The sequence below is a fragment of the Serratia ureilytica genome (assembly GCF_013375155.1).
In the GTDB taxonomy this organism is placed as follows: domain Bacteria; phylum Pseudomonadota; class Gammaproteobacteria; order Enterobacterales; family Enterobacteriaceae; genus Serratia; species Serratia ureilytica.
The window spans coordinates 195,267-216,955 of the sequence record NZ_JABXOF010000012.1 but is presented as its reverse complement, the minus strand read 5'-3'; the positions used below and the strand labels follow the sequence as shown (position 1 = coordinate 216,955).

The following is a 21,689-nucleotide window of genomic DNA, read 5'->3' as shown; positions in this document are numbered from 1 at the left end:
TCGGCCAGTTCGATGATTTTCGCTTCCCACTCAGCTTCGCCTTCCAGCGCTTTCAGCGCGGAACCGCGGATCACTGGCAGGTCGTCGCCTGGGAAATCGTACGCGGACAGCAGTTCGCGAACTTCCATTTCTACCAGTTCCAGCAGCTCTTCATCATCAACCATGTCGCATTTGTTCATGAATACGATGATGAAAGGAACGCCAACCTGACGACCCAGCAGGATGTGCTCACGGGTCTGAGGCATTGGGCCGTCAGTCGCAGCAACTACCAGGATCGCGCCGTCCATCTGAGCAGCACCGGTGATCATGTTTTTCACGTAGTCGGCGTGCCCTGGGCAGTCAACGTGCGCGTAGTGGCGAGTCGGGGTGTCATACTCAACGTGAGAGGTGTTGATGGTGATACCACGAGCTTTTTCTTCTGGCGCGTTATCGATCTGGTCGAAAGCACGTGCAGAACCGCCGTAGGTTTTAGCCAGAACGGTGGTGATCGCTGCAGTCAGGGTAGTTTTACCGTGGTCAACGTGGCCGATAGTACCAACGTTAACGTGCGGTTTTGTACGTTCAAATTTTTCTTTAGACACGGCTATATTCCTTACTATAGCGCTCTCCCCTTCTGGAGAGAGCACGGGACTTTGGTTTTAACCCTGCGGCTTATTTGCCACGGGCTTCGATTACGGCCTGAGCGACGTTGTTCGGTGCATCATCATACTTCAGGAATTCCATGGTGTATGATGCACGACCTTTAGTCAGAGAACGCAGCTGAGTTGCGTAGCCGAACATTTCGGACAACGGTACTTCAGCGTGGATCTTAACGCCAGTCACTTCAGATTCCTGACCGCGCAGCATGCCGCGACGACGGCTCAAGTCACCGATAACGTCACCGGTGTTCTCTTCTGGAGTCTCAACTTCAACCTTCATGATAGGCTCAAGCAGAACTGGTTTCGCTTTCTTAAAGCCTTCTTTAAAGGCGATAGATGCGGCCAGTTTAAACGCCAGTTCAGAGGAGTCAACGTCGTGGTAAGAACCGAAGTGCAGACGAATACCCATATCTACTACCGGGTAACCAGCCAACGGACCAGACTTCAGCTGCTCCTGGATGCCTTTATCAACGGCAGGGATGTATTCGCCAGGAATTACGCCGCCTTTGATGTCGTTGATGAACTCGTAACCTTTCGGGTTAGAGCCCGGCTCCAGTGGGTACATGTCGATCACAACGTGACCGTACTGACCGCGACCACCAGACTGCTTGGCGTGCTTACCTTCAACATCGGTAATCTTCGCGCGAATCGCTTCGCGGTAAGCTACCTGAGGTTTGCCCACGTTAGCTTCAACGTTGAATTCACGCTTCATGCGGTCAACGATGATGTCGAGGTGCAGTTCACCCATACCGGCGATGATGGTCTGGTTAGACTCTTCGTCAGTCCATACGCGGAATGACGGGTCTTCTTTAGCCAGACGGCCCAGAGCCAGACCCATTTTCTCTTGGTCAGCTTTGGTTTTTGGTTCAACGGCGATAGAGATTACCGGCTCAGGGAATTCCATACGCTCCAGGATGATTGGAGAGTCTGGATCACACAGGGTGTCCCCGGTGGTCACGTCTTTCAGACCGATCGCAGCGGCGATGTCGCCTGCGCGAACTTCTTTGATCTCTTCACGCTTGTTGGCGTGCATCTGAACGATACGGCCGAAACGCTCACGCGCAGCCTTAACGGAGTTCAGCACGGTGTCGCCGGAGTTAACAACGCCGGAGTACACGCGGAAGAAGGTCAGGTTACCTACGAACGGGTCGGTAGCGATTTTGAACGCCAGAGCAGAGAACGGCTCGTCATCACTTGCGTGACGCTCAGCCGGGGTGTCTTTACCGTCGTCCAGGATACCGTTGATCGCAGGAACGTCAGTTGGCGCCGGCAGGTATTCGATTACCGCATCCAGCATCGCCTGTACGCCCTTGTTCTTGAACGCAGAACCACAGGTAACCAGGATGATTTCGTTGTTCAGCACGCGCTGACGCAGAGCGGACTTGATTTCTGCCTCGGTCAGCTCTTCGCCGCCCAGGTATTTTTCCATCAGCTCTTCGGAAGCTTCCGCAGCGGATTCGATCAGGTTCTGGCGCCATTCTTCAGCCAGTTCCATCATGTCAGCCGGGACGTCTTCGTATTCGAAGGTAACGCCTGCGTCTTCTTCGTTCCAGTTGATCGCCTTCATCTTCACCAGGTCGATAACGCCGGTGAATTTGTCTTCTGCGCCGATAGCCAGCTGCAGAGGAACAGGGTTAGCGCCCAGACGAGTTTTGATCTGGCCAACAACTTTCAGGAAGTTAGCGCCCATACGGTCCATTTTGTTAACGAACGCGATACGTGGCACTTTGTATTTGTTAGCCTGACGCCATACGGTTTCAGACTGTGGCTGAACACCACCAACAGCACAGTAAACCATTACCGCGCCATCCAGCACACGCATGGAACGTTCTACTTCGATGGTGAAGTCAACGTGCCCTGGGGTGTCGATGATGTTTACGCGATGCGGTTCGAACTGCTTGGCCATACCAGACCAGAAGGCAGTCGTCGCTGCAGAAGTGATGGTAATACCACGCTCCTGCTCCTGTTCCATCCAGTCCATGGTGGCAGCGCCGTCATGAACTTCACCGATTTTGTGGTTTACACCGGTGTAGAACAGAATACGTTCGGTAGTGGTGGTTTTACCGGCGTCGATGTGAGCACTGATACCGATGTTACGGTAGCGTGCAATGGGTGTTGTACGAGCCATTTGATTCCTCTATTCCTAGGGCGTTCAAGTTCAGTTAACCCAAGCGGGCCGATTTGACGCGCCCGCTTGGTTAGCATGACTACAGCCAGATGATTACCAGCGGTAGTGGGCGAACGCCTTGTTGGCTTCGGCCATACGGTGAACGTCTTCACGCTTCTTAACAGCAGAACCTTTGTTCTCTGCTGCGTCAGACAGCTCGTTCGCCAGGCGCAGAGCCATGGATTTATCACCGCGTTTACGTGCAGCATCAACGATCCAACGCATTGCCAGAGCATTACGACGAACCGGGCGGACTTCAACTGGTACCTGATAAGTAGAACCGCCAACGCGACGCGACTTAACTTCTACAGTCGGGCGAACGTTGTCGAGAGCGACTTCGAAAGCTTCCAGGTGATCTTTACCAGAACGCTGAGCCAGGGTCTCCAGCGCGGTATAGACGATTGCTTCTGCAGTAGATTTTTTACCGTCTACCATCAGGATATTTACAAATTTGGCCAGCAGCTCAGATCCGAACTTAGGATCTGGCAGGATTTTACGTTGGCCGATTACGCGACGACGTGGCATGGAAATACTCCGTTGTTAATTCAGGATTGTCCAAAACTCTACGAGTTTATTTTGACATTAAAGTTAAAACGTTTGGCCTTACTTAACGGAGAACCATTAAGCCTTTGGCTTCTTCACGCCGTACTTGGAACGAGCTTGCTTACGGTCTTTAACACCGGAGCAGTCAAGTGCACCACGGACGGTGTGGTAACGCACACCTGGCAGGTCTTTTACACGACCGCCACGGATCAGGATTACGGAGTGTTCCTGCAGGTTGTGGCCTTCGCCACCGATGTAGGAAGTCACTTCGAAACCGTTGGTCAAACGCACACGGCAAACTTTACGCAGTGCGGAGTTTGGTTTTTTCGGGGTAGTGGTATATACGCGGGTGCATACGCCACGTTTCTGCGGGCAGGCTTCCAGCGCTGGAACGTTGCTTTTAGCAGCCTTCACAGAGCGTGGTTTGCGAACCAGCTGGTTAATTGTTGCCATTAAAAAAGCTCCTGGTTTTTGCTTCGTACTAGCTTCGTAAACATGTGATAAATCCCCTCGTATGCACTACTGGCAAAGTACGAGGACGCAGAATTTTAGGGCTGACCAGTATGGGTGTCAAGAAATATACAACATCACCGTCATCACCAGGCCATTTGGCTGCGGTGTTGTTCGGTTAATTCAACGAAGTGATTATAGCCGACGACAGTGATTTTGTGCGAAAAATGACCAATCAACCCCCTGGCTTCCAGGTCGTCCTGCAGCGCATAAAGGGATATGGGGGCGGCGAGCAGCGATTCAAGATGGGCGCTACCAACAAGGCCTGCGAGCACGCCATCCTGCAGCAGCAGCAGCGCGTCGCCCTCCGCGGTCAGGCGCAACAGCGCGGGCAGGTCACATTGGTTTGGCGAATTGCTCAGGGTATACAACATCAGAAGTTCCTAAAACGTCATTACGGCGTCGTAGCCGGCCAATTCACGGCGCAGTTCGTCAGGCGCCAGCACCTCGGCATCCAGCACCCAATCGGTCACCTGACTCAGCCCGCGTTCCTGCAGCGAAGCCTGGCACAGATAACACCGCTCCACGTCATACAGCGGCAGCACACCGAAAGTGGCGATATAATTGCGCGCCAAAATCTTTTCCGGTTGCTGGCCCGGCAACAGCTGCAACACGCCATCACCGATAAAAAACACCCCCAAATCCTCACTGAGCGCCGACGTGGCGAGCAGCGCATCCAGCCCTTCCCTGCCGCCGGCGCCGCCATGCGGCCCGTGGGTGAAAACAAAAGCGACTCGTTTCATCATTTCCTCAGAACTGCACCAGACGGTCGCAACTCAGCGACGCTTCGGCCAGGGAACCCAGCCCGCTCAGGGTAAAACCGGGCTGCAGGTTGGCGCCGGCCAGCCCCTGCTGCTGCGCTTCCTGTTCGTCGGTGACGCCCCGACGCAGCGCGGCGGCCACGCAGACGTTGAGCGCTACGCCGTGTTGCTGCGCGAGCTGCGTCCAGCCGCGCACCAGATCGAATTCGTCGCTGGCGGGCGCGGTTAACCGGTTGGCGTTCAACACCCCTTCACGGTAGAAAAAGACGCTGGAAAGACGATGCCCTTTCGCCAGTAAAGCCTGAGCGAATTGATAGGCGCTGCTGGCCTGCTGCGTGCCATAAGCCGGGCCGGTAACCAACAGACAATAGTCGAGCATCAGCGGTCACTTCCTACCAGGTCGCCGCTTTTAAACTGGCGAATGTACAGATAGACGGTGTGTTTGGAGATATTCAGACGATCCGCCACCTGATTGATCGCATCCTTGATGTCGAAGATGCCTTTCTCATAGAGATTGAGCACCACCTGTCGATTCTTGGCGTTATTGGACACCGAGCGGTCGGCGTTCACCTCTTCGATGGTGAACTCCAGCGTCTGCGCCACCAGATCGTCGACGGAAGAGGCGAAGTTCACCGACGACGGCACGTCCTGCGCTGTCGGCGGCATAAAGGTTTGCATGATCTGCGAGAACGGCACGTCGAGGTTCATGTTGATGCACAACAAACCAATCACCCGCTGCTCGCGATTGCGAATGGCGATAGTCACCGATTTCATCAATACGCCGCTCTTGGCGCGGGTAAAGTAGGCTTTCGACACGCTGCTGTCGTCGCCGGCCATGTCGTGCAGCATGCGCAGCGCCAAGTCGGTGATCGGCGAGCCGATTTTGCGCCCGGTGTGTTCCCCGTTGGCGATGCGCACCGCCGAGCTGTTCAAGTCTTCCAGCGCGTGCAATACGATTTCGCAGTGGCCGCCGATCAACATCGCCAGCCCGTCGACCACCGCTTCATAGGATTTCAGGATTTCATGATCCGTTTGAGTAAACGGACGTTCATTCAGCAAATCAAGTTCGCTGGCTTCGCTGGATAAAAGCGAATTCGACATCGAAGATACCACCCTCATAGATCGCCTGTGCCAGGGGGCGCAGCTAAAACCGCTCGGGCCGGATCGCTGCCGTCGTCGGCGCGCTGCAGCGCGGCTGGCTGAGAGCGGCATAAAACGGCGCGATGACATCCGCGGGCGAGGCGGCCGGGAACAATTTTAGGTACACGCCCTAAGGGGCAGACGCATGACTGATAAGTCAGAATTATTAGTCTAGCAAAGCGGCCGGAGCAAAGTCCTTGCGTTTGCGCGTGGTATTGACGTTAAGCCCGATGCCCGTCAGGCGTCAAGCGTTCAATGGAGAGAGCGGTAGCGGCTGCCGAAATGAAAACCGCCGCGGAGGGCATCCGCGGCGGTGGCAAACAGAGCGACGAGATTATTTCGCTTTGGCGTCGGCTTTGGCGTCGGCCGGTTTTTCGGCTTTAGCGTCGGCTTTCGGCGCCGCTTTCACATCCAGCAGCTCGACGTCGAAGACCAGCGTGGAGTTAGCCGGGATGCCCGGAACGCCGGTTTTACCGTAGGCCAGCGCCGGTGGGATCACCAGCTTGATTTTGCCGCCTTTCTTGATGTGCTTCAGGCCTTCGGTCCAGCCAGGGATCACACCGTCCAGACGGAATGACAGCGGCTCACCGCGGGTGTAGGAGTTATCGAACTCGGTACCGTCGGTCAGGGTGCCTTTGTAGTTCACTACCACGGTGTCGCTGTCTTTCGGCGCTTCACCCGCGCCCGGTTTCTCTACCTGATACAGCAGGCCGGATTCGGTTTTCTTCACGCCTTTTTCTTTAGCGAAGCTGTCGCGATACTTGGCGCCTTTGGTTTCGTTGTCCTTGGCGTCCTGCTCCATCTTCGCCTGAGCGGAAGCCTTCACGCGCGCTTCAAAGCCCTGCAGGGTCTTTTCGATGTCGGCGTCGTTCAGCTTGCTCTTGTTAGCGAAAGCGTCCTGAACGCCGGCGATCAGCTGATCTTTGTCCAGCTTGATGCCCAGCTTCTCTTGCTCTTTCAGAGAGTTGTCCATGTAACGGCCAAGAGAGGCGCCCAGTGCGTAAGCCGCTTGCTCGTCGTCGTTTTTGAACTTGCCGGTGCTTGGCGCTGCTGCCGCGTCTGCCGCCGGTTTAGCGGCATCGGCTGCCATGACCTGGGTCGCATTCAGAGCAAAAGCCATGGTGGTTGCCAGAAGCGTGACTTTAAACAAAGATTTCATCCATTTCTCCAGTGTCTGAAGCAATGCCCCAAACAATCATTAGGTAAGATAACCGGGCTACTATAGCTGCCTGAAACAAAACAAAACAGTCGCACAGGTAACCAATCGAGTCAAAGTGTGACTCCCGCTTTGCCAAGAAGTTTCCCGCTGCGTGCTACTCACATGATAAATCAGATTTTTCTTGCAGAATATTCGGCGAGGTTAGCAAAAAACGGCGAATCAGGCGTGCAGCTTTTCAGCACTTTACACTGCCGATCGCAACGTTGCGCGCCGCCCAAAGAAATAGCGCGGGCAAACCCGACGCCAGCTGTTACCATAGCGCCGAATCAGGATTTTATCGCGTCAGAGGTAGCCTCATGCACAACGCCGACATTCAAAGCCTGCTACAGCGGCTTGAAGAACTGGAAAGCCGTCAGGCTTTTCAAGAGCTCACTATCGAAGAGCTCAACCAGACCGTCACCCAGCATCAGATGGAAATGCTGAAGATGCGCGAGCACCTGCGCATGTTGACCGACAAACTGCGCTCGACCCAAACCTCGATGATCGCCTCGCAATCGGAAGAAACCCCTCCGCCGCACTATTGAGGGGCGCCGCGCATAAAAAAGGGCAGCCAATGGCTGCCCTCTCGTCTCGGGATTGCGTTCTGCTTAGTGGCAGCCGCAACCGCCGTTGCCGCAACCGCCTTTACCGTGGTCGTGACCATGGTCGTGATCGTGGCTATGGCCGTGACCGCCGCAGCAGCCTTCACCGTGCTCGTGGTGATGATCGTGCTCGCCGTGTACGTGACCGTGCGCCAGTTCTTCTGCGGTCGCTTCGCGGATCGCGACAACTTCCACGTTGAAGTTCAGGTTTTGGCCGGCCAGCATGTGGTTGCCGTCAACCACAACGTGGTCGCCGTCAACTTCAGTGATTTCAACCGGTACCGGGCCCTGATCGGTGTCAGCCAGGAAACGCATGCCGACCTGCAGTTCGTCAACGCCCATGAAGACGTCTTTCGGTACGCGCTGCACCAGGTTTTCGTCGTAGTTGCCGTACGCGTCGTTCGCGCCGACGTGAACGTCAAAACGATCGCCAACGTCGTGGCCTTCGAGCGCTTTTTCCAGACCTGCGATCAGAGAACCATGCCCGTGCAGATAGTCCAGCGGTGCGCTCACCGGAGACTCATCAACCAAAACACCGTCTTCTGTACGTACTTGGTAAGCCAGGCTGACCACCAAGTCTTTTGCTACTTTCATGATATCTCCTACCGTTGGCTACTAGGACGCGCACCGTTATCGGGATGCGCGCCTTTTCCGGACAGATTGTAACGGAAATCTGCCTCGCTGTACCCTCCGGGATAAAAAAACGCTACTTCGGCTGAAAAATGCCGATCACCTGCTCTTGCGGTCGAACGTGTTTTTCCACCTGTTGTTCGGTCTGGCGCTGGTGATGGCCGCACTTGACGCACTCCACCACTTCCACCTGATCCTCCCGCCATACCGCCAGCGTATCCATGGCGCTACAGCTCGGGCACACCGCTCCGGCGATAAATCTCTTACGTGTTGCAGACATCGTTATGCTCCCGCTTATTCGTATTCATCCCAGCCGTCAAACTGGCGACTTTCTTTTTGCATTTCGCGATGGAAGAGCTCTTCCAGCTCGCGCCGCGCCTCTTTCACGCGAGAAATTTGCGCCACGTCGCCCTGATGCGGCGGCATCAGCTCACGCAGCATGCGCATATCCAGACGACGGAAATGCTGCTGGGCGCGAAAGGCCTGATGCGGGTGCATGCCCAATTCCATCAGCGCCTTGCGCCCCAGTTCCAGCGCGCTGGAGAAGGTCTCGCGGCTGAACTGTTTTACGCCCGCCTGCAGCAGCTCATGCGCCTCCACGCGGCCGCGCGCGCGCGCCAGGATGCTCAGGTTCGGGAAGTGCTGCTGGCACAGCCGCACGATCGCCATGGTGTCTTCCGGCTCATTGCTGGTGATCACGATCGACTTGGCCTTCTCTGCGCCTGCCGCGCGCAGCAGCTCCAGCTCGGTGGCGTCGCCGTAATAGACCTTGTAACCGTAGCGACGCAGCACGCCGACGGCGCTGACGTCGCGTTCCAGTACGGTAATGCGCATTTTGTTGGCCATCAGCAGGCGGCCGATCACCTGGCCAAAACGCCCGAAGCCGACGATGATCACCTGCGGATCGTCATCTTCCACGTACGGCGTCTCCTCGTCTTCGTCTTTGGCGTTATAGCGGCGCGCCAAAATGCGATCGATGGCCTGCATCAACAGCGGCGTGGTCATCATCGACAGCGTCACCACCACCAGCAGCAAAGAGAGTTGATCCGGCTGCAGCACCTTTTGGGCGCCCGCCGCCGAAAACAGCACGAAGGCGAACTCACCGCCCTGGCTGAGCACGCCGGCGAACTGCAGGCGTACCGAACTGCGCAGGCCGAACAGGCGCGATACGCCGTAGAGCACGCCGGATTTCACCGCCACCAACGCCAACACGCCGATCAACACCTCGGCCAGATGGGTGTAGAGCACGCCGATATTCAACACCATGCCCACCGAGATAAAGAACAGCCCCAGCAGCAGCCCTTTAAACGGCTCGATGGAGATCTCCAGTTCGTGGCGGTATTCGCTCTCCGCCAGCAGCACGCCGGCGATGAAGGTGCCGAGCGCCATCGACAGGCCGAGCGTCTCCATAAACAGCGCCGAGCCGAGCACCAGCAGCAGCGCCGCGGCGGTAAAGATCTCGCGCACGCCGGAAGCGGCGATATAGCGGAACAGCGGCCGCAGCAGGAAGCGGCCGCCGATCAGCATGCCGCCGAACGCCGCCACCTTGAGCGCGATCTTCGCCCAGTCGTCGCTGGTGCCGCCGGCGCCGGCCAGAATGGGGATCAACGCCAGCGCCGGGATCACCGCCATATCCTGGAACAGCAGCACCGAGAACCCCAGCTGCCCGCCTTCGTTGCGGTTCATGCCCTTTTCGCGCATCAGCTGCAGCGCCATGGCGGTGGAAGACATCGCCAGGCCAACGCCGCCGATCACCGCCGCCTGCCAGGCGAAGTGCGTCAGGTACAGCAATGCGCCCAGCACCGCCGCGGTGATCAGCACCTGGCCGGCGCCGGCGCCGAAAATCGAGCGCCGCAGCTCCCACAGCTTGCTGGGGTTCAGCTCCAGGCCGATGATGAACATCAGGAACACCACGCCCAGCTCGGAGAAGTGCAGGATCTCGTCAACGTCGCGAATAAAACCCAATCCCCACGGGCCGATGGCGATGCCGGCGATCAGATAACCCAGCACCGCGCCGATCCCCAGGCGACGGGCGATCGGCACCGTCACCACCGCGGCAAACAGGAACAGTAAAATGGCGGTCAGTAAGGTCGATCCTTCCATGATCACCGCCCCCCGTGCGGCAGCGGGTGGCTCAGCCACTCCCCGTAGGCGTCTGCGTGGCTGCGCAGCACCTCCGGCTTTTGCCGCCGCGCCCAATAGACCACGAACGGCGTCAACCAGTGCATATGGCACATCCCGGCGGTCAACTCGAACGGCCGCAGGATATCTTCCATCGGATAATGGTTATAACCGCCGGTGCGGTAGGCGCCTTCCGGCTCGCCGGTGGTGATCACCGAACGCCAGTATTTGCCCGCCAGCGCATTGCCGCCCACGCCGCTGGCGAAGCCGCGCGCCAGCACGCGATCCAGCCATTCCTTCAGCAGCGCCGGGCAGCTGTAAGTATACAGCGGGTGCTGAAACACGATGACCTGATGCTCACGCAGCAGCTGTTGTTCGTGATGAATATCGATAAAAAAATCAGGGTAGTGCGCGTAGAGATCGTGCACGGTGACATGTTCCAATTGCTGCGCCGGTCGAAGCAAAACCCGGTTCGCCACCGAGTCATGGGATTCCGGATGGGCATACAGCAGCAAGACCTTGGGCGGCTGCGACATCATTCCCCTCCAAAGCGTCGTCAGGGTAGCGGTTTTCCGTTACCATGCATCGCAAAGACAAAAACAGCGCGCGGTGCGCGTTCTGTTACCTTAATGATAATTTAACATACTCTGAACATACGGCGCTTTATGATTGTATTCTCCTCGCTACAAATCCGACGCGGCATCCGCGTCCTGCTGGACAACGCCACGGCGACGGTTAATCCAGGTCAGAAGGTCGGCCTGGTCGGCAAAAACGGCTGCGGCAAATCCACGCTGTTGTCGCTGCTGAAGGGCGAGATCGCGGCGGACGGCGGCAGCTTCACCTTCCCCGGCAACTGGGCGCTGGCCTGGGTCAACCAGGAGACGCCGGCGCTGGACGTGCCGGCGATCGAGTATGTTATCGACGGCGACCGCGAGTTTCGCCAGCTCGAAGCCGAACTGCAGGCCGCCAACGACCGCAACGACGGCCACGCCATCGCCACCCTGCACGGCAAGCTGGACGCCATCGACGCCTGGACCATTCGTTCCCGCGCCGCCAGCCTGCTGCACGGTCTCGGCTTCTCCAACGAACAACTGCAAAGCCCGGTGCGCGACTTTTCCGGCGGCTGGCGCATGCGTCTTAACCTGGCGCAGGCGTTGGTGTGCCGTTCCGATCTGCTGTTGCTCGACGAACCGACCAACCACCTGGATCTCGATGCGGTGATCTGGCTGGAGCGCTGGCTGAAAAGCTATCCCGGCACGCTGGTGCTTATCTCGCACGACCGCGACTTCCTCGATCCGATCGTCGACAAGATCCTGCATATCGAACAGCAGACGATGAACGAGTACACCGGCAACTACTCGTCGTTCGAACGCCAACGCGCCACCAAACTGGCGCAGCAGCAGTCGCTGTATCAGCACCAGCAAGAAAAAGTGGCGCACCTGCAAAGCTATATCGACCGCTTCCGCGCGCAGGCGACCAAGGCCAAGCAGGCGCAGAGCCGCATCAAGATGCTGGAGCGCATGGAGCTGATCGCCCCGGCGCACGTCGACAACCCGTTCACCTTCAGCTTCCGGCCGCCGGAAAGCCTGCCGAACCCGCTGCTGCGCATGGAAAAAGTCAGCGCCGGGTACGGCGACAAGGTGATCCTGAAGTCCATCAAACTGAACCTGGTGCCCGGCTCACGCATTGGCCTGCTCGGCCGCAACGGCGCCGGTAAATCGACGTTGATCAAACTGCTGGCCGGCACCCTGGAGCCGCTGAGCGGCGAGATCGGCCTGGCGAAAGGCATCAAGCTGGGTTACTTCGCCCAGCACCAGTTGGAATTCCTGCGCGCCGACGAATCGCCGCTGCAGCACCTGAGCCGCATCGCGCCACGGGTGCTGGAGCAACAGCTGCGCGATTATCTGGGCGGTTTCGGCTTCCAGGGCGACAAGGTCAGTGAAATCACCGAACGCTTCTCCGGCGGCGAGAAGGCGCGGCTGGTGCTGGCGCTGATCGTCTGGCAGCGCCCGAACCTGCTGCTGCTCGATGAACCGACCAACCACCTGGATCTCGACATGCGCCAGGCGCTGACCGAGGCGCTGATCGATTTCGAAGGCGCATTGGTGGTGGTCTCGCACGACCGTCACCTGCTGCGCTCCACCACCGACGATCTGTACCTGGTGCACGATGGCCAGGTCGAGCCTTTCGAAGGCGATCTCGACGATTATCAGCAGTGGCTGATCGATCTGCAGCGCCAGGAAAGCCAACAGGACGCGCCGGAAAAAGAGAGCGGCGCCAACAGCGCGCAGGCGCGCAAGGATCAAAAACGCCGCGAGGCGGAGTTCCGTACGCAAACCCAACCGCTGCGCAAGCAGATCGCCAAGCTGGAACAGCAGATGGAAAAACTGGGCGCCGAACTGGCGGCGGTGGAAGAGCAGTTGGCGGATTCCGCACTGTACGACATCAGCCGCAAGGCCGAACTGACCGACTGCCTGCAAAAGCAAAGCCAGGCCAAATCCGCGCTCGAAGAGACGGAAATGACCTGGCTGGATGCGCAGGAACAGCTGGAGCAGTTAACGCAAGCGTTCGACGCCTAACCGCTGTTACGCCTTGTAAAAGGGCTTGTCCCCCAGAATGGTCGCGCGGTGCATGATGCGCCGCTGCGGCAGATAATCCGCGTTGGCGTAGTGCTGCGTCACGCGGTTATCCCAGATCGCCACGTCATTCTCCTGCCAACGCCAGCGCACCTGAAACTCCGGTTTGGTGATGTGAGCAAACAGGAAATTCAGTAAAGCGTCGCTCTCCTTCGGCGCCAGATCGACGATCCGCGTGGTGAACCCTTCATTGACGAACAGCGCCTGCCGGCCGCTGACCGGATGGGTACGCACCACCGGATGCAACAGCGGCGGGTTTTTCTGCACCGCCAGTTGCCAGCGCTGATGCTCTTCTTCACTGCCGCGATGCTTGTGCTCCGGGAACGACTTGGTGAAGTCATGTTCCGCGCGCAGCCCCGCGAGCAGCGTTCTGAACGGCGCCGACAGCGCCTCATAGGCGGCGATGCCGCTGGCCCACAGCGTATCGCCGCCGGTGGCAGGCAGCGTCTTGGCCGCCAGGATCGCCCCCAGCGGCGGGTTCTCGATAAAGGTCACGTCGGTGTGCCAGTTGTCGTTATCCGGCGGGTTGTCGTCGTGGGTATCGAGCACGATGATCTCTTCCACGTCGGTGGCGTGCGGATAGACCGGATGGATGTGCAGATCGCCGAAGCGGCCGGCCAGATCGCGCTGCTGCAGCGGCGTGATCGGCTGATTGCGGAAGAACAGCACCTGATGCTTGAGCAGCGCATGATAAAGCTGTTCAAACTGGCCGTCGCCCAGCGGCCGGGCCAACTCGACGTTTTCCACCAGCGCCCCGATGTAAGGCCCCAGCGGGGTGATATTCAGACGTTCGTTCATTGCTGTACTCCATGCCACGGGGTCAATCGGCGCTGCAGGGCGCGCAGCCCCAGCTCCAACCCAAATGCAATCACCGCAATCACGCCGATGCCGGCCAGCACCACGTCGGTCGCCAGAAACTCACCGGCGGATTGCACCATAAATCCCAGGCCGCGCGTGGCGGCGATCAGTTCGGCGGCCACCAGCGTCGACCAACCGACGCCCAGCCCGATGCGAATGCCGGTCAGGATCTCCGGCAGCGCGCTCGGCAGCACCACGAAACGCAGCACCTGCCAACGCGTCGCACCCAACGCGCGGGCCGCGCGCACCCGTACCTGCGCCACGCTGCGCACGCCGGCCACGGCGGACAGCGTCACCGGCGCGAAAATCGCCAGATAAATCAGCAAGATCTTCGAGGTTTCGCCGATGCCGAACCAAATCACCATCAGCGGCAAATACGCCAACGGCGGCACCGGACGATAGATCTCAATCAGCGGATCGAGGATGCCGCGCACCGTGTCGTTCAGCCCCATGGCGATGCCCACCGGAATGCCGACGATCACCGCCGCCAGCAGCGCCACCAAAATGCGCCCCAGGCTGGCCGCCAGATGCTGCCACAGCGTGGCGTCCATAAAGCCTTGCGGGCTGGCGATGGTGATCAGCTGATGCAATACCTGCTGCGGCGCCGGCAGGAACAGCGGGCTGATCAGCTGCAGCGCCGTCACGCCCCACCAGACGATCAACACCGTCAACAGCGTGGCGCCGCTCAGCCAAACGTTGCGCGGCACGCTGAAACGGCGCGTCGCTTTGCCCTGCGGCTGCGCCGCGGCCTTTAACGTGGAATGCAGGCTCATAACAAGGCCTCGCGCTGTTGGAAAACTTTGCCCAGCACGTATTCGCGCTGCGCGATAAATTCAGGATCGGACTTAATCGAGCGGCAGGCTTCGCCGTCGGCATAGCGTTGGCCGAAGTTCAGCGACAGCCGCTCCACCACCTGCCCCGGCCCCGGCGACAGCAGCAACAGCTCGCTGGCGAGGAACACCGCCTCTTCAATATCGTGAGTGATCAGCAGCACCTGCTTGCCGGTATCGCGCCAGATGGTCAGCAGCAGCTCTTGCATCTGCTCGCGAGTGAACGCGTCCAGCGCGCCGAACGGTTCATCCAGCAACAGCAGACGCGGATCGGCGGCCAGGGCGCGGGCGATGCCGACGCGTTGGCGCATGCCGCCGGAAAGCTGCCAGATGAAATGCCGCTCGTAACCGGCCAGACCGACGCGCTGCAACATCTGCTCCGCCACCTGGCGGCGCTGCGCCTTGCCGACGCCGGCCAGCTGCAGGCCGAACTCGACGTTGTCCACCACGTTACGCCACGGCAGTAAACCCTCATGCTGGAACACCACGCCCCGTTCGGCGCTTGGGCCATGAACGGACGTTCCATCCAGCGTGATGCTGCCAGCTGAAGGCTCGATAAACCCGGCGATTAAATTCAGCAGCGTGGTTTTGCCGCAGCCCGACGGGCCGAGCACCACCACCAGTTGCCCGGCGGCGATCTGGAACGACACGTCACGCAGCGCGGGCCGCCCCTGATATTCTGCTGAAAGATGGCTGACGTTTAGCATCCTGCTTCCTTACGACTGCGGCGCAGCCTGCACCTGTTTCACAAAACGGTCGGTCACATAAGCGCTGTAATCGCTGTCGACCTGCGGGATCTTGCCCTGCTGCTTGAGGAATTCGGCGGTATCGCGGATTGCCTTGTCCACCGGCTGGCCGAGTTGGGCGACCTGATCCGCCACCGGCAGATAACGGTTCCCCTTCACCAGCTCCGGCACCTGCGCTTCCGGCACGCCGCTCAAGCGCGCCAAGGTGCTGAGATGGCTCGGATCTTTCAGCCACTGTTCCGGCGCTGCCAGGTAGGCCTTCTGCGCCTGCAGGGCGCTGGCGGCAAAGGCGGTCACCACGTCGGGATGTTTCTCGGCGAAGTCTTTGCGCACCACCCACACATCCAGGGTTGGCGAACCCCATTCGCCCACCTGCGCGGAGTCGGTCAACACCTTGCCTTGTTTGGCCAGTTCGTTGACCACCGGCGCCCAGACGTAGGCGCCGTCGATGTCGCCGCGCTGCCAGGCGGCGGCGATGGCCGGCGGCTGCAGATTGAGGATCTTCACCTGTTCAGGCTTGATGCCCCAATGTTTGAGCGAGGCCAGCAGGCTGTAATGGGTGGTGGAGATAAACGGCACCGCGATGCGCTTGCCGATCAGATCCTGCGGGCTTTTGATGTCATTCTTCACCACCAGCGCTTCGGAACTGCCGAGCTGCGAGGCGATGAGGAACACTTCGATGGGGAGTTTTTGGCTGGCGGCCACCGCCAGCGGGCTGGAGCCGATATTGCCGATCTGCACGTCGCCGGAGGCCAGCGCACGCAGCACGCTGGAACCGCTGTCGAACTTACGCCAGCCGACGGTCGCGCCGGACTGTTTGGCGAAGCTGTTTTCCGCCTGCGCCACCTTGGCCGGTTCTGCAGACGTCTGGTACGCCACGGTCACGTCCACCGCATAGGCGCTGGCAGCGCTGAGCGACAGCGCCAGCAGCGCCGCGTTGCGTAAAGAAAAGAGTTTGCCCGCCATGTTCCGCTCCGTTGATAAAAATCTGTTCAGTTGCTGACAGTTTTATCTGAGCGATGACGGGCGATAAAAGAATAAAAAAGTCTTCTTTATTACCTTAGGTAATATTAAAGCGAATCACAGCACGATCGTCCCGCGCAAGAACACGTGAGCGTAGCCGCCGAGCAGCGTGCGGTCCCCTTGCAGTTCGCAGAACAGCTCGCCGCCGCGCGCCGAAATCTGCCGGGCGTGCAGCCGATGGCGGCCGAGACGCGCCGTCCAGTAAGGCATCAACGTACAATGCGCGGAACCGGTCACCGGATCCTCGCCGCCGTCGAGCGTGAAATAGCGCGAAACGAAGTCCACGGTGTCACCCGGCGCGGTGACGATCACCGCGCGGCCGGCCAATGCGATCAGCGCCGGGATGTCCGGGCGCAGCGCGCGCACCTGCGCCTCATTTTCCACCACCGCCAGCAGCGCTTTCGCCTGCCACACTTCCTGCGGCTGCACGCCCAGCAGCGCCGCGAGGCCCGCCGGTTCGGCGACTTTCTGCGGCGGCCTGGCGGGGAAATCAAGCACCAGCCGCTCCCCATCCCGCTCATCGCGCTTGACGAACAGCTCGCCGCCGGCCGATCTGAAGCGAATATCCTTCAGCGCCGGGTTAACCGCGCTGAACATCACATGCGCCGCCGCCAGCGTGCCATGGCCGCAAAGATCGACCTCACGCTCCGGGGTAAACCAGCGAATGGCGGTCATGTCGCCGTCATCCCAGACAAAGCTGGTCTCCGGCAGGCCGATCTCGTTGGCGATCGCCTGCAGCCGCTCCGTCGGCAGTGGCTGCGTCAGCAGGCAGACCCCGGCCGGGTTGCCGCGCAGCCCCTCACCGGTAAAGGCGACCACGTGATAATAGTTTTCCGCCATCGTTCCGCTCCTTAATGCCAAATCAGTAATACACAGGCTGCAGTCAGCAGCCCCATGGAAACGTTGAAGATAATCCAGGCCTTTTTGCTGCGCAGCAGGCGGCCGATCACCGTGCCGAACGCCAGCCAGATAACGCCGGCGACGATGTTGACCGCCAAAATGCCCAGCGCGATCGCCGCAATGGAACCGTTGTACTTATCGCCCGCCAGACTGAAGCTCGCCACCGCGCCCAGCGCCATCAGCCAGGCTTTCGGGTTGAGGAACTGCAACAGCCAGCCCTGATACAGCCGCACCGGCTGCGGCGGCGCCACGTCGGTTTCCAGCTTTTCATAGGCGGCGGTGGCGACTTTCCACGCCAGCCACAGCAGGTACAAACTGCCGAGGATTTTCAGGATCAGGTGCAGCGACGGGTAAACCAGGATCAGGCTGCCGACGCCGAAGGCCACCAGCAGCAAAATGCTTTGCATGCCGAGCATGATGCCGATCATCAGCCACAGCGAACGCATAAAGCCGAAATGAGCGCCGGAGGTGGTCAGCAGCAGGTTATTGGGGCCAGGCGTGATGGCGGCGACCCACAGGAAGCCCAGCATCGAAAGGAATAAACTCGGTTCCATGGCACGGGTGCTCCTCACCCAAGGCGCTTTTTTGCAGTATCATTGTCAGTTATTGGTATTGAAGCTAACAGTGCGCCTGGGATCTCACAATAGTCGCCAACAACATTTTTACTCCGCCTATGCATGACGTCTTTCGCCCCCTGACCGGGGCCAGTAACCCGCACCTGCAAACGCTGTTGCCGCGGCTGGTGCGCCGCCGCGTGTTATTGAAACCGCATTGGCAACGGCTGGAATTGCCCGACGGCGATTTCGTCGATCTCGCCTGGAGCGAGGATCCGGCGCAGGCGCGCGATAAACCGCGCGCGGTGCTGTTCCACGGTCTGGAGGGCAGCTTCTACAGCCCCTACGCGCATGGCCTGCTCAACGCCTGGCGCGAACGTGGCTGGCTCGGGGTGGTGATGCACTTTCGCGGCTGCAGCGGCGTGCCCAACCGCAAACAGCGCATCTACCACTCCGGCGAAACCGAAGACGCGCGTTTCTTCCTGCGCTGGCTGCACGACAGCTACGGCGAGGTGCCAACCGCGGCAGTAGGCGTTTCGCTCGGCGGCAACATGCTGGCCTGTTATCTGGCGCAGCAAGGCGCCGACAGCCTGCTGCAGGCGGCGGTGGTGGTCTCGGCGCCGCTGATGCTGGAGCCCTGCGCCTATCGCATGGAGCAAGGTTTCTCCCGCGTCTATCAGCGCTACCTGTTGGGGCAGCTGAAACAAAACGCCACCCGCAAGCTGTTGCACTACCCGGACACCCTGCCGCTCAAGCTGTCACAGCTGAACGGGTTGCGGCGCATCCGCGAATTCGACGACGCCATCACCTCGCGCATTCACGGCTTCAGCGACGCCACCGATTATTATCGCCGCTGCAGCGCCCTGCCGCTGTTGCCGGCGATCCAAACGCCGCTGCTGATCATCCATGCGAAGGACGATCCCTTCATGACCCATGAGGTGATCCCCGACGTCGCCGGCCTGCCGCGCAATATCGAATATCAGCTGACCGAGTTCGGCGGCCACGTCGGCTTTGTCGGCGGCACGCTGAAAAAACCGCACATGTGGCTGGAGCATCGCATTCCGGCCTGGCTTTCCCCTTATCTGGACATCCCGACGTGATCATTCCCTGGCAAGAACTGGCAACCGACACCCTGAACAGCCTGATCGAATCCTTTGTGCTGCGTGAAGGCACCGATTACGGCGAGCACGAACGATCGCTGGAGCAGAAGGTGGAGGACGTGCGCCGCCAGCTGAAAAACGGCGAGGTGGTGCTGGTGTGGTCGGAACTGCATGAGAGCGTCAACATCATGCCGCGCGGTCAGATCCGCGCCGGGCAGGAAGAAATTTAGTGGCGCCCGGTTCTATGACTGACGGAAAAAATCAGGTAACAATGGGACATTGCAAACCAGCGCGCGCCATTTTTTCCTGACATAGAGAGCGTCAACAAGAGCCACAATAATCCCCTGACGCCGGCGCATTCAACACGGAGTGACAACTACCATGTCTGCCAAACATCCCGTTATCGCGGTGACCGGTTCCAGCGGCGCCGGCACCACCACCACCAGCGTGGCGTTCCGCAAAATCTTCCAACAGCTCAACATTCGCGCCGCCGAGCTGGAGGGCGACAGCTTCCACCGCTACACCCGGCCGGAAATGGACGCGGCGATCCGCAAGGCGCGCGATCTGGGCAGACACATCAGCTATTTCGGCCCCGAGGCCAACGACTTCGGTCTGCTGCAGCAGAGCTTTATCGAGTACGGCAAAAATGGCACCGGCCGTTCGCGCAAGTACCTGCACACCTACGACGAAGCGGTACCCTACAATCAGGTGCCGGGCACCTTCACCCCGTGGGAGCCGCTGCCGGCGCCGACCGACGTGCTGTTCTACGAGGGGCTGCACGGCGGTGTGGTCACCGAGCACCATGACGTGGCCAACCACGTCGATCTGCTGGTCGGCGTGGTGCCGATCGTCAACCTGGAGTGGATTCAGAAACTGATCCGCGATACCGGCGAGCGCGGCCACTCTCGCGAAGCGGTGATGGATTCGGTGGTGCGTTCGATGGAAGATTACATCAACTACATCACGCCGCAGTTCTCGCGCACCCACATCAACTTCCAGCGCGTGCCGACGGTGGACACCTCCAACCCGTTCGCTGCCAAGGCGATTCCCTCACTGGACGAAAGCTTCGTGGTGATCCACTTCCGCGGGCTGGATCAGATAGATTTCCCCTATTTGCTGGCGATGCTGCAGGGCTCGTTTATCTCACACATCAATACGTTAGTGGTGCCGGGCGGCAAGATGGGGCTGGCGATGGAGCTGATCATGGCGCCGCTGGTGCAGCGGTTGCTGGAAGGCAAGAAGATCGAATAAATGCGTTGAGCGCGGCGCCGGGCCGCGCTCCGTTTCGATTACGCCGGTTGGCGGATCTCGAAGCTGTGGGTCACCGTGGCAGCCTTGTTGAGCATCAGCGCCACCGAGCAGTACTTCTCCGCCGACAGGTTCACCGCACGCTCGACGATCTTGTCGGTCAGGTCCTGGCCGGTAACGATGAAGTGCAGGTTGATATGGGTGAACAACCGCGGGGCTTCTTCGCGGCGCTCGGAGGTCAGCTTCACCTCGCAGTCGCGCACGTCGTTGCGCCCTTTTTGCAGGATGGACACCACGTCGATCGCGCTGCAGCCGCCCACCGACATCAGCACCATCTCCATCGGGCTGGGCGCTTTATCACCGGCGTTGCCGTCCATCAGCACCTGGTGGCCGGAGGCCGATTCCCCCAAAAACGTTAACCCTTCCACCCATTTAACTCTTGCCTGCATTCTGGTCACTCCGGTTGATTTCTTAAAATCAGAGTACGCTTTCGCATAGAAACAGGCAACGTAACCTGATGCTAATCATGCTGAAGCGAGACAACACGAGACACCCGCCTTACTCTGTGCTACAAACAGAGCCGCAATAAATCTTTCCGGGACACTGAATTTCAGGGAAACGCCCAGAGAAAGGCTCCTTTACCGGTATGTTAACAGAATGTAGCTTGCAGCGCTTACGGCAAGTTAATATGCTAGAGCGACAGCGTATTTTTATGACACGCCTCAAAACTTGCCGGTAGCCCTCGCTCATGACTGCGGCTACAGGCGGGTTTTACAGGGAACTCTGACCCCTGTGACACAAGGCAGCGATAACAACAGAGGATAACAGCGAATGGTTCTCGGCAAACCGCAAACAGACCCTACTCTCGAATGGTTCCTGTCTCATTGCCATATCCACAAATATCCATCGAAGAGTACGCTGATTCACCAAGGTGAAAAGGCCGAAACGCTTTACTACATCGTGAAAGGCTCCGTCGCGGTGCTGATCAAGGATGAAGAAGGTAAAGAGATGATCCTGTCCTACCTCAACCAGGGGGATTTCATCGGCGAGCTCGGATTGTTCGAAGAAGGCCAGGAGCGCAGCGCCTGGGTTCGCGCGAAAACCGCCTGTGAAGTGGCCGAAATTTCCTACAAGAAATTCCGCCAGCTGATCCAGGTGAACCCGGACATCCTGATGCGTCTGTCCGCCCAAATGGCGAGCCGCCTGCAGGTCACCTCCGAAAAAGTGGGCAACCTCGCCTTCCTGGACGTTACCGGCCGCATCGCGCAAACCCTGCTGAATCTGGCGAAGCAACCCGACGCCATGACTCACCCGGACGGCATGCAGATCAAGATCACCCGTCAGGAGATCGGCCAGATCGTCGGCTGCTCGCGTGAAACCGTTGGCCGTATTCTGAAAATGCTGGAAGATCAAAACCTGATTTCCGCCCACGGCAAAACCATTGTCGTCTACGGCACCCGTTAATCCCTGAAAAAACGGCGCAG

26 protein-coding genes are annotated in these 21,689 nt (G+C 59.2%); 6 read left to right on the top strand and 20 right to left on the bottom strand.

Annotated elements, in window-relative coordinates; translation table 11 throughout:
- The 9 genes from HWW83_RS21660 to fkpA all read right to left on the bottom strand — a co-directional run.
- The coding region (locus tag HWW83_RS21660; RefSeq protein ID WP_164124542.1) for a GTP-binding protein at positions 1–581 on the bottom strand (581 nt) is incomplete at its 3' end.
- A gap of 70 nt (positions 582–651) precedes the next feature.
- Positions 652–2,766: an elongation factor G gene (gene fusA / locus HWW83_RS21655; RefSeq protein WP_033645245.1), complete on the bottom strand. Its 2,115-nt coding sequence runs from the start codon at positions 2,764–2,766 to the stop codon at positions 652–654.
- 93 nt (positions 2,767–2,859) lie between these two features.
- Complete coding sequence (gene rpsG, locus HWW83_RS21650) at positions 2,860–3,330, bottom strand: 30S ribosomal protein S7 (RefSeq protein ID WP_004956203.1); 471 nt, start codon at positions 3,328–3,330, stop codon at positions 2,860–2,862.
- Positions 3,331–3,426: 96 nt separating this feature from the next.
- Positions 3,427–3,801, bottom strand: a complete 375-nt coding sequence (gene rpsL, locus HWW83_RS21645; protein ID WP_004930426.1) for a 30S ribosomal protein S12 — start codon at positions 3,799–3,801, stop codon at positions 3,427–3,429.
- A gap of 143 nt (positions 3,802–3,944) precedes the next feature.
- Positions 3,945–4,232, bottom strand: a complete 288-nt coding sequence (tusB, locus tag HWW83_RS21640; protein WP_046687912.1) for a sulfurtransferase complex subunit TusB — start codon at positions 4,230–4,232, stop codon at positions 3,945–3,947.
- A 9-nt stretch (positions 4,233–4,241) separates the two neighbouring features.
- Positions 4,242–4,601, bottom strand: a complete 360-nt coding sequence (gene tusC, locus HWW83_RS21635) for a sulfurtransferase complex subunit TusC (RefSeq protein WP_033645384.1) — start codon at positions 4,599–4,601, stop codon at positions 4,242–4,244.
- 7 nt (positions 4,602–4,608) lie between these two features.
- Positions 4,609–4,998 carry a sulfurtransferase complex subunit TusD gene (tusD, locus tag HWW83_RS21630; RefSeq protein ID WP_033645247.1) on the bottom strand — a complete coding sequence of 130 codons (390 nt, stop codon included), beginning with the start codon at positions 4,996–4,998 and terminating at the stop codon, positions 4,609–4,611.
- A complete protein-coding gene (locus tag HWW83_RS21625; protein ID WP_033645248.1) occupies positions 4,998–5,720 on the bottom strand; it encodes a helix-turn-helix transcriptional regulator in 723 nt (240 codons plus the stop codon). The genes tusD and HWW83_RS21625 overlap by 1 nt, the downstream gene beginning before the upstream one ends.
- A 373-nt stretch (positions 5,721–6,093) precedes the next feature.
- Positions 6,094–6,918, bottom strand: a complete 825-nt coding sequence (gene fkpA / locus HWW83_RS21620; protein WP_033645249.1) for an FKBP-type peptidyl-prolyl cis-trans isomerase — start codon at positions 6,916–6,918, stop codon at positions 6,094–6,096.
- Positions 6,919–7,274: 356 nt separating this feature from the next.
- Here fkpA and HWW83_RS21615 point away from each other — a divergent pair, with 356 nt between their 5' ends.
- Positions 7,275–7,502, top strand: coding sequence for a SlyX family protein (locus HWW83_RS21615; RefSeq protein WP_033645250.1), 228 nt, complete (start codon positions 7,275–7,277; stop codon positions 7,500–7,502).
- A 63-nt stretch (positions 7,503–7,565) separates the two neighbouring features.
- On the opposite strand, the gene slyD is transcribed toward HWW83_RS21615, so the two are convergent.
- The 4 genes from slyD to kefG form a co-directional block, all read right to left on the bottom strand.
- Complete coding sequence (gene slyD, locus HWW83_RS21610; RefSeq protein WP_004930407.1) at positions 7,566–8,153, bottom strand: peptidylprolyl isomerase; 588 nt, start codon at positions 8,151–8,153, stop codon at positions 7,566–7,568.
- Between the two features lie 112 nt (positions 8,154–8,265).
- Positions 8,266–8,469, bottom strand: coding sequence for a YheV family putative zinc ribbon protein (locus HWW83_RS21605; RefSeq protein ID WP_015379274.1), 204 nt, complete (start codon positions 8,467–8,469; stop codon positions 8,266–8,268).
- 14 nt (positions 8,470–8,483) lie between these two features.
- A complete protein-coding gene (gene kefB / locus HWW83_RS21600) occupies positions 8,484–10,292 on the bottom strand; it encodes a glutathione-regulated potassium-efflux system protein KefB (RefSeq protein WP_033651722.1) in 1,809 nt (602 codons plus the stop codon).
- Positions 10,293–10,294: 2 nt separating this feature from the next.
- Entirely contained in the window at positions 10,295–10,846 is a 552-nt protein-coding gene (gene kefG, locus HWW83_RS21595; protein WP_028127618.1) for a glutathione-regulated potassium-efflux system ancillary protein KefG, read from the bottom strand.
- Between the two features lie 129 nt (positions 10,847–10,975).
- Between kefG and HWW83_RS21590 the strand changes: the two genes are divergently transcribed.
- Positions 10,976–12,889 (top strand): ABC transporter ATP-binding protein, encoded by a 1,914-nt coding sequence (locus HWW83_RS21590; protein ID WP_033645252.1) that lies wholly within the window; start codon positions 10,976–10,978, stop codon positions 12,887–12,889.
- 6 nt (positions 12,890–12,895) lie between these two features.
- Here HWW83_RS21590 and tauD read toward each other — a convergent pair whose 3' ends face one another.
- From tauD to HWW83_RS21560, 6 genes are all read right to left on the bottom strand, one after another.
- Positions 12,896–13,744 carry a taurine dioxygenase gene (gene tauD / locus HWW83_RS21585; RefSeq protein ID WP_033645253.1) on the bottom strand — a complete coding sequence of 283 codons (849 nt, stop codon included), beginning with the start codon at positions 13,742–13,744 and terminating at the stop codon, positions 12,896–12,898.
- Positions 13,741–14,577: a taurine ABC transporter permease TauC gene (gene tauC / locus HWW83_RS21580; protein ID WP_033645254.1), complete on the bottom strand. Its 837-nt coding sequence runs from the start codon at positions 14,575–14,577 to the stop codon at positions 13,741–13,743. The genes tauD and tauC overlap by 4 nt, the downstream gene beginning before the upstream one ends.
- Positions 14,574–15,341 (bottom strand): taurine ABC transporter ATP-binding subunit, encoded by a 768-nt coding sequence (tauB, locus tag HWW83_RS21575; RefSeq protein WP_033645255.1) that lies wholly within the window; start codon positions 15,339–15,341, stop codon positions 14,574–14,576. Before tauB ends, tauC begins: the two co-directional genes overlap by 4 nt.
- A gap of 9 nt (positions 15,342–15,350) precedes the next feature.
- Positions 15,351–16,346, bottom strand: a complete 996-nt coding sequence (gene tauA / locus HWW83_RS21570; protein WP_176589542.1) for a taurine ABC transporter substrate-binding protein — start codon at positions 16,344–16,346, stop codon at positions 15,351–15,353.
- A 114-nt stretch (positions 16,347–16,460) separates the two neighbouring features.
- Positions 16,461–17,243 (bottom strand): PhzF family phenazine biosynthesis protein, encoded by a 783-nt coding sequence (locus HWW83_RS21565; RefSeq protein ID WP_033645256.1) that lies wholly within the window; start codon positions 17,241–17,243, stop codon positions 16,461–16,463.
- Positions 17,244–17,254: 11 nt separating this feature from the next.
- Positions 17,255–17,857: a LysE family translocator gene (locus HWW83_RS21560; protein ID WP_033645257.1), complete on the bottom strand. Its 603-nt coding sequence runs from the start codon at positions 17,855–17,857 to the stop codon at positions 17,255–17,257.
- Between the two features lie 119 nt (positions 17,858–17,976).
- Between HWW83_RS21560 and HWW83_RS21555 the strand changes: the two genes are divergently transcribed.
- The 3 genes from HWW83_RS21555 to HWW83_RS21545 all read left to right on the top strand — a co-directional run bounded on the left by HWW83_RS21555 (position 17,977) and on the right by HWW83_RS21545 (position 20,208).
- Positions 17,977–18,957 carry a hydrolase gene (locus HWW83_RS21555; protein ID WP_123062005.1) on the top strand — a complete coding sequence of 327 codons (981 nt, stop codon included), beginning with the start codon at positions 17,977–17,979 and terminating at the stop codon, positions 18,955–18,957.
- Entirely contained in the window at positions 18,954–19,187 is a 234-nt protein-coding gene (locus HWW83_RS21550) for a YheU family protein (RefSeq protein ID WP_069101032.1), read from the top strand. The genes HWW83_RS21555 and HWW83_RS21550 overlap by 4 nt, the downstream gene beginning before the upstream one ends.
- A gap of 151 nt (positions 19,188–19,338) precedes the next feature.
- Positions 19,339–20,208, top strand: coding sequence for a phosphoribulokinase (locus HWW83_RS21545; RefSeq protein ID WP_042785488.1), 870 nt, complete (start codon positions 19,339–19,341; stop codon positions 20,206–20,208).
- 38 nt (positions 20,209–20,246) lie between these two features.
- Here the strand turns inward: HWW83_RS21545 and HWW83_RS21540 are convergent, their stop codons facing one another.
- A complete protein-coding gene (locus tag HWW83_RS21540) occupies positions 20,247–20,654 on the bottom strand; it encodes an OsmC family protein (protein WP_004930372.1) in 408 nt (135 codons plus the stop codon).
- Positions 20,655–21,036: 382 nt separating this feature from the next.
- On the opposite strand from HWW83_RS21540, the gene crp reads away from it, so the two are divergent.
- A complete protein-coding gene (gene crp, locus HWW83_RS21535) occupies positions 21,037–21,669 on the top strand; it encodes a cAMP-activated global transcriptional regulator CRP (RefSeq protein ID WP_004090925.1) in 633 nt (210 codons plus the stop codon).
- Positions 21,670–21,689 lie beyond the last annotated feature (20 nt).

Excerpts from the sequence above, each read along its gene's own strand:
- fusA (WP_033645245.1), bottom strand. The coding sequence starts at position 2,766 with ATGGCTCGTACAACACCCATTGCACGCTACCGTAACATCGGTATCAGT.
- rpsG (WP_004956203.1), bottom strand. The coding sequence starts at position 3,330 with ATGCCACGTCGTCGCGTAATCGGCCAACGTAAAATCCTGCCAGATCCT.
- rpsL (WP_004930426.1), bottom strand. The coding sequence starts at position 3,801 with ATGGCAACAATTAACCAGCTGGTTCGCAAACCACGCTCTGTGAAGGCT.
- tusB (WP_046687912.1), bottom strand. The coding sequence starts at position 4,232 with ATGTTGTATACCCTGAGCAATTCGCCAAACCAATGTGACCTGCCCGCG.
- tusC (WP_033645384.1), bottom strand. The coding sequence starts at position 4,601 with ATGAAACGAGTCGCTTTTGTTTTCACCCACGGGCCGCATGGCGGCGCC.
- tusD (WP_033645247.1), bottom strand. The coding sequence starts at position 4,998 with ATGCTCGACTATTGTCTGTTGGTTACCGGCCCGGCTTATGGCACGCAG.
- HWW83_RS21625 (WP_033645248.1), bottom strand. The coding sequence starts at position 5,720 with ATGTCGAATTCGCTTTTATCCAGCGAAGCCAGCGAACTTGATTTGCTG.
- fkpA (WP_033645249.1), bottom strand. The coding sequence starts at position 6,918 with ATGAAATCTTTGTTTAAAGTCACGCTTCTGGCAACCACCATGGCTTTT.
- HWW83_RS21615 (WP_033645250.1), top strand. The coding sequence starts at position 7,275 with ATGCACAACGCCGACATTCAAAGCCTGCTACAGCGGCTTGAAGAACTG.
- slyD (WP_004930407.1), bottom strand. The coding sequence starts at position 8,153 with ATGAAAGTAGCAAAAGACTTGGTGGTCAGCCTGGCTTACCAAGTACGT.
- HWW83_RS21605 (WP_015379274.1), bottom strand. The coding sequence starts at position 8,469 with ATGTCTGCAACACGTAAGAGATTTATCGCCGGAGCGGTGTGCCCGAGC.
- kefB (WP_033651722.1), bottom strand. The coding sequence starts at position 10,292 with ATGGAAGGATCGACCTTACTGACCGCCATTTTACTGTTCCTGTTTGCC.
- kefG (WP_028127618.1), bottom strand. The coding sequence starts at position 10,846 with ATGTCGCAGCCGCCCAAGGTCTTGCTGCTGTATGCCCATCCGGAATCC.
- HWW83_RS21590 (WP_033645252.1), top strand. The coding sequence starts at position 10,976 with ATGATTGTATTCTCCTCGCTACAAATCCGACGCGGCATCCGCGTCCTG.
- tauD (WP_033645253.1), bottom strand. The coding sequence starts at position 13,744 with ATGAACGAACGTCTGAATATCACCCCGCTGGGGCCTTACATCGGGGCG.
- tauC (WP_033645254.1), bottom strand. The coding sequence starts at position 14,577 with ATGAGCCTGCATTCCACGTTAAAGGCCGCGGCGCAGCCGCAGGGCAAA.
- tauB (WP_033645255.1), bottom strand. The coding sequence starts at position 15,341 with ATGCTAAACGTCAGCCATCTTTCAGCAGAATATCAGGGGCGGCCCGCG.
- tauA (WP_176589542.1), bottom strand. The coding sequence starts at position 16,346 with ATGGCGGGCAAACTCTTTTCTTTACGCAACGCGGCGCTGCTGGCGCTG.
- HWW83_RS21565 (WP_033645256.1), bottom strand. The coding sequence starts at position 17,243 with ATGGCGGAAAACTATTATCACGTGGTCGCCTTTACCGGTGAGGGGCTG.
- HWW83_RS21560 (WP_033645257.1), bottom strand. The coding sequence starts at position 17,857 with ATGGAACCGAGTTTATTCCTTTCGATGCTGGGCTTCCTGTGGGTCGCC.
- HWW83_RS21555 (WP_123062005.1), top strand. The coding sequence starts at position 17,977 with ATGCATGACGTCTTTCGCCCCCTGACCGGGGCCAGTAACCCGCACCTG.
- HWW83_RS21545 (WP_042785488.1), top strand. The coding sequence starts at position 19,339 with ATGTCTGCCAAACATCCCGTTATCGCGGTGACCGGTTCCAGCGGCGCC.
- HWW83_RS21540 (WP_004930372.1), bottom strand. The coding sequence starts at position 20,654 with ATGCAGGCAAGAGTTAAATGGGTGGAAGGGTTAACGTTTTTGGGGGAA.
- crp (WP_004090925.1), top strand. The coding sequence starts at position 21,037 with ATGGTTCTCGGCAAACCGCAAACAGACCCTACTCTCGAATGGTTCCTG.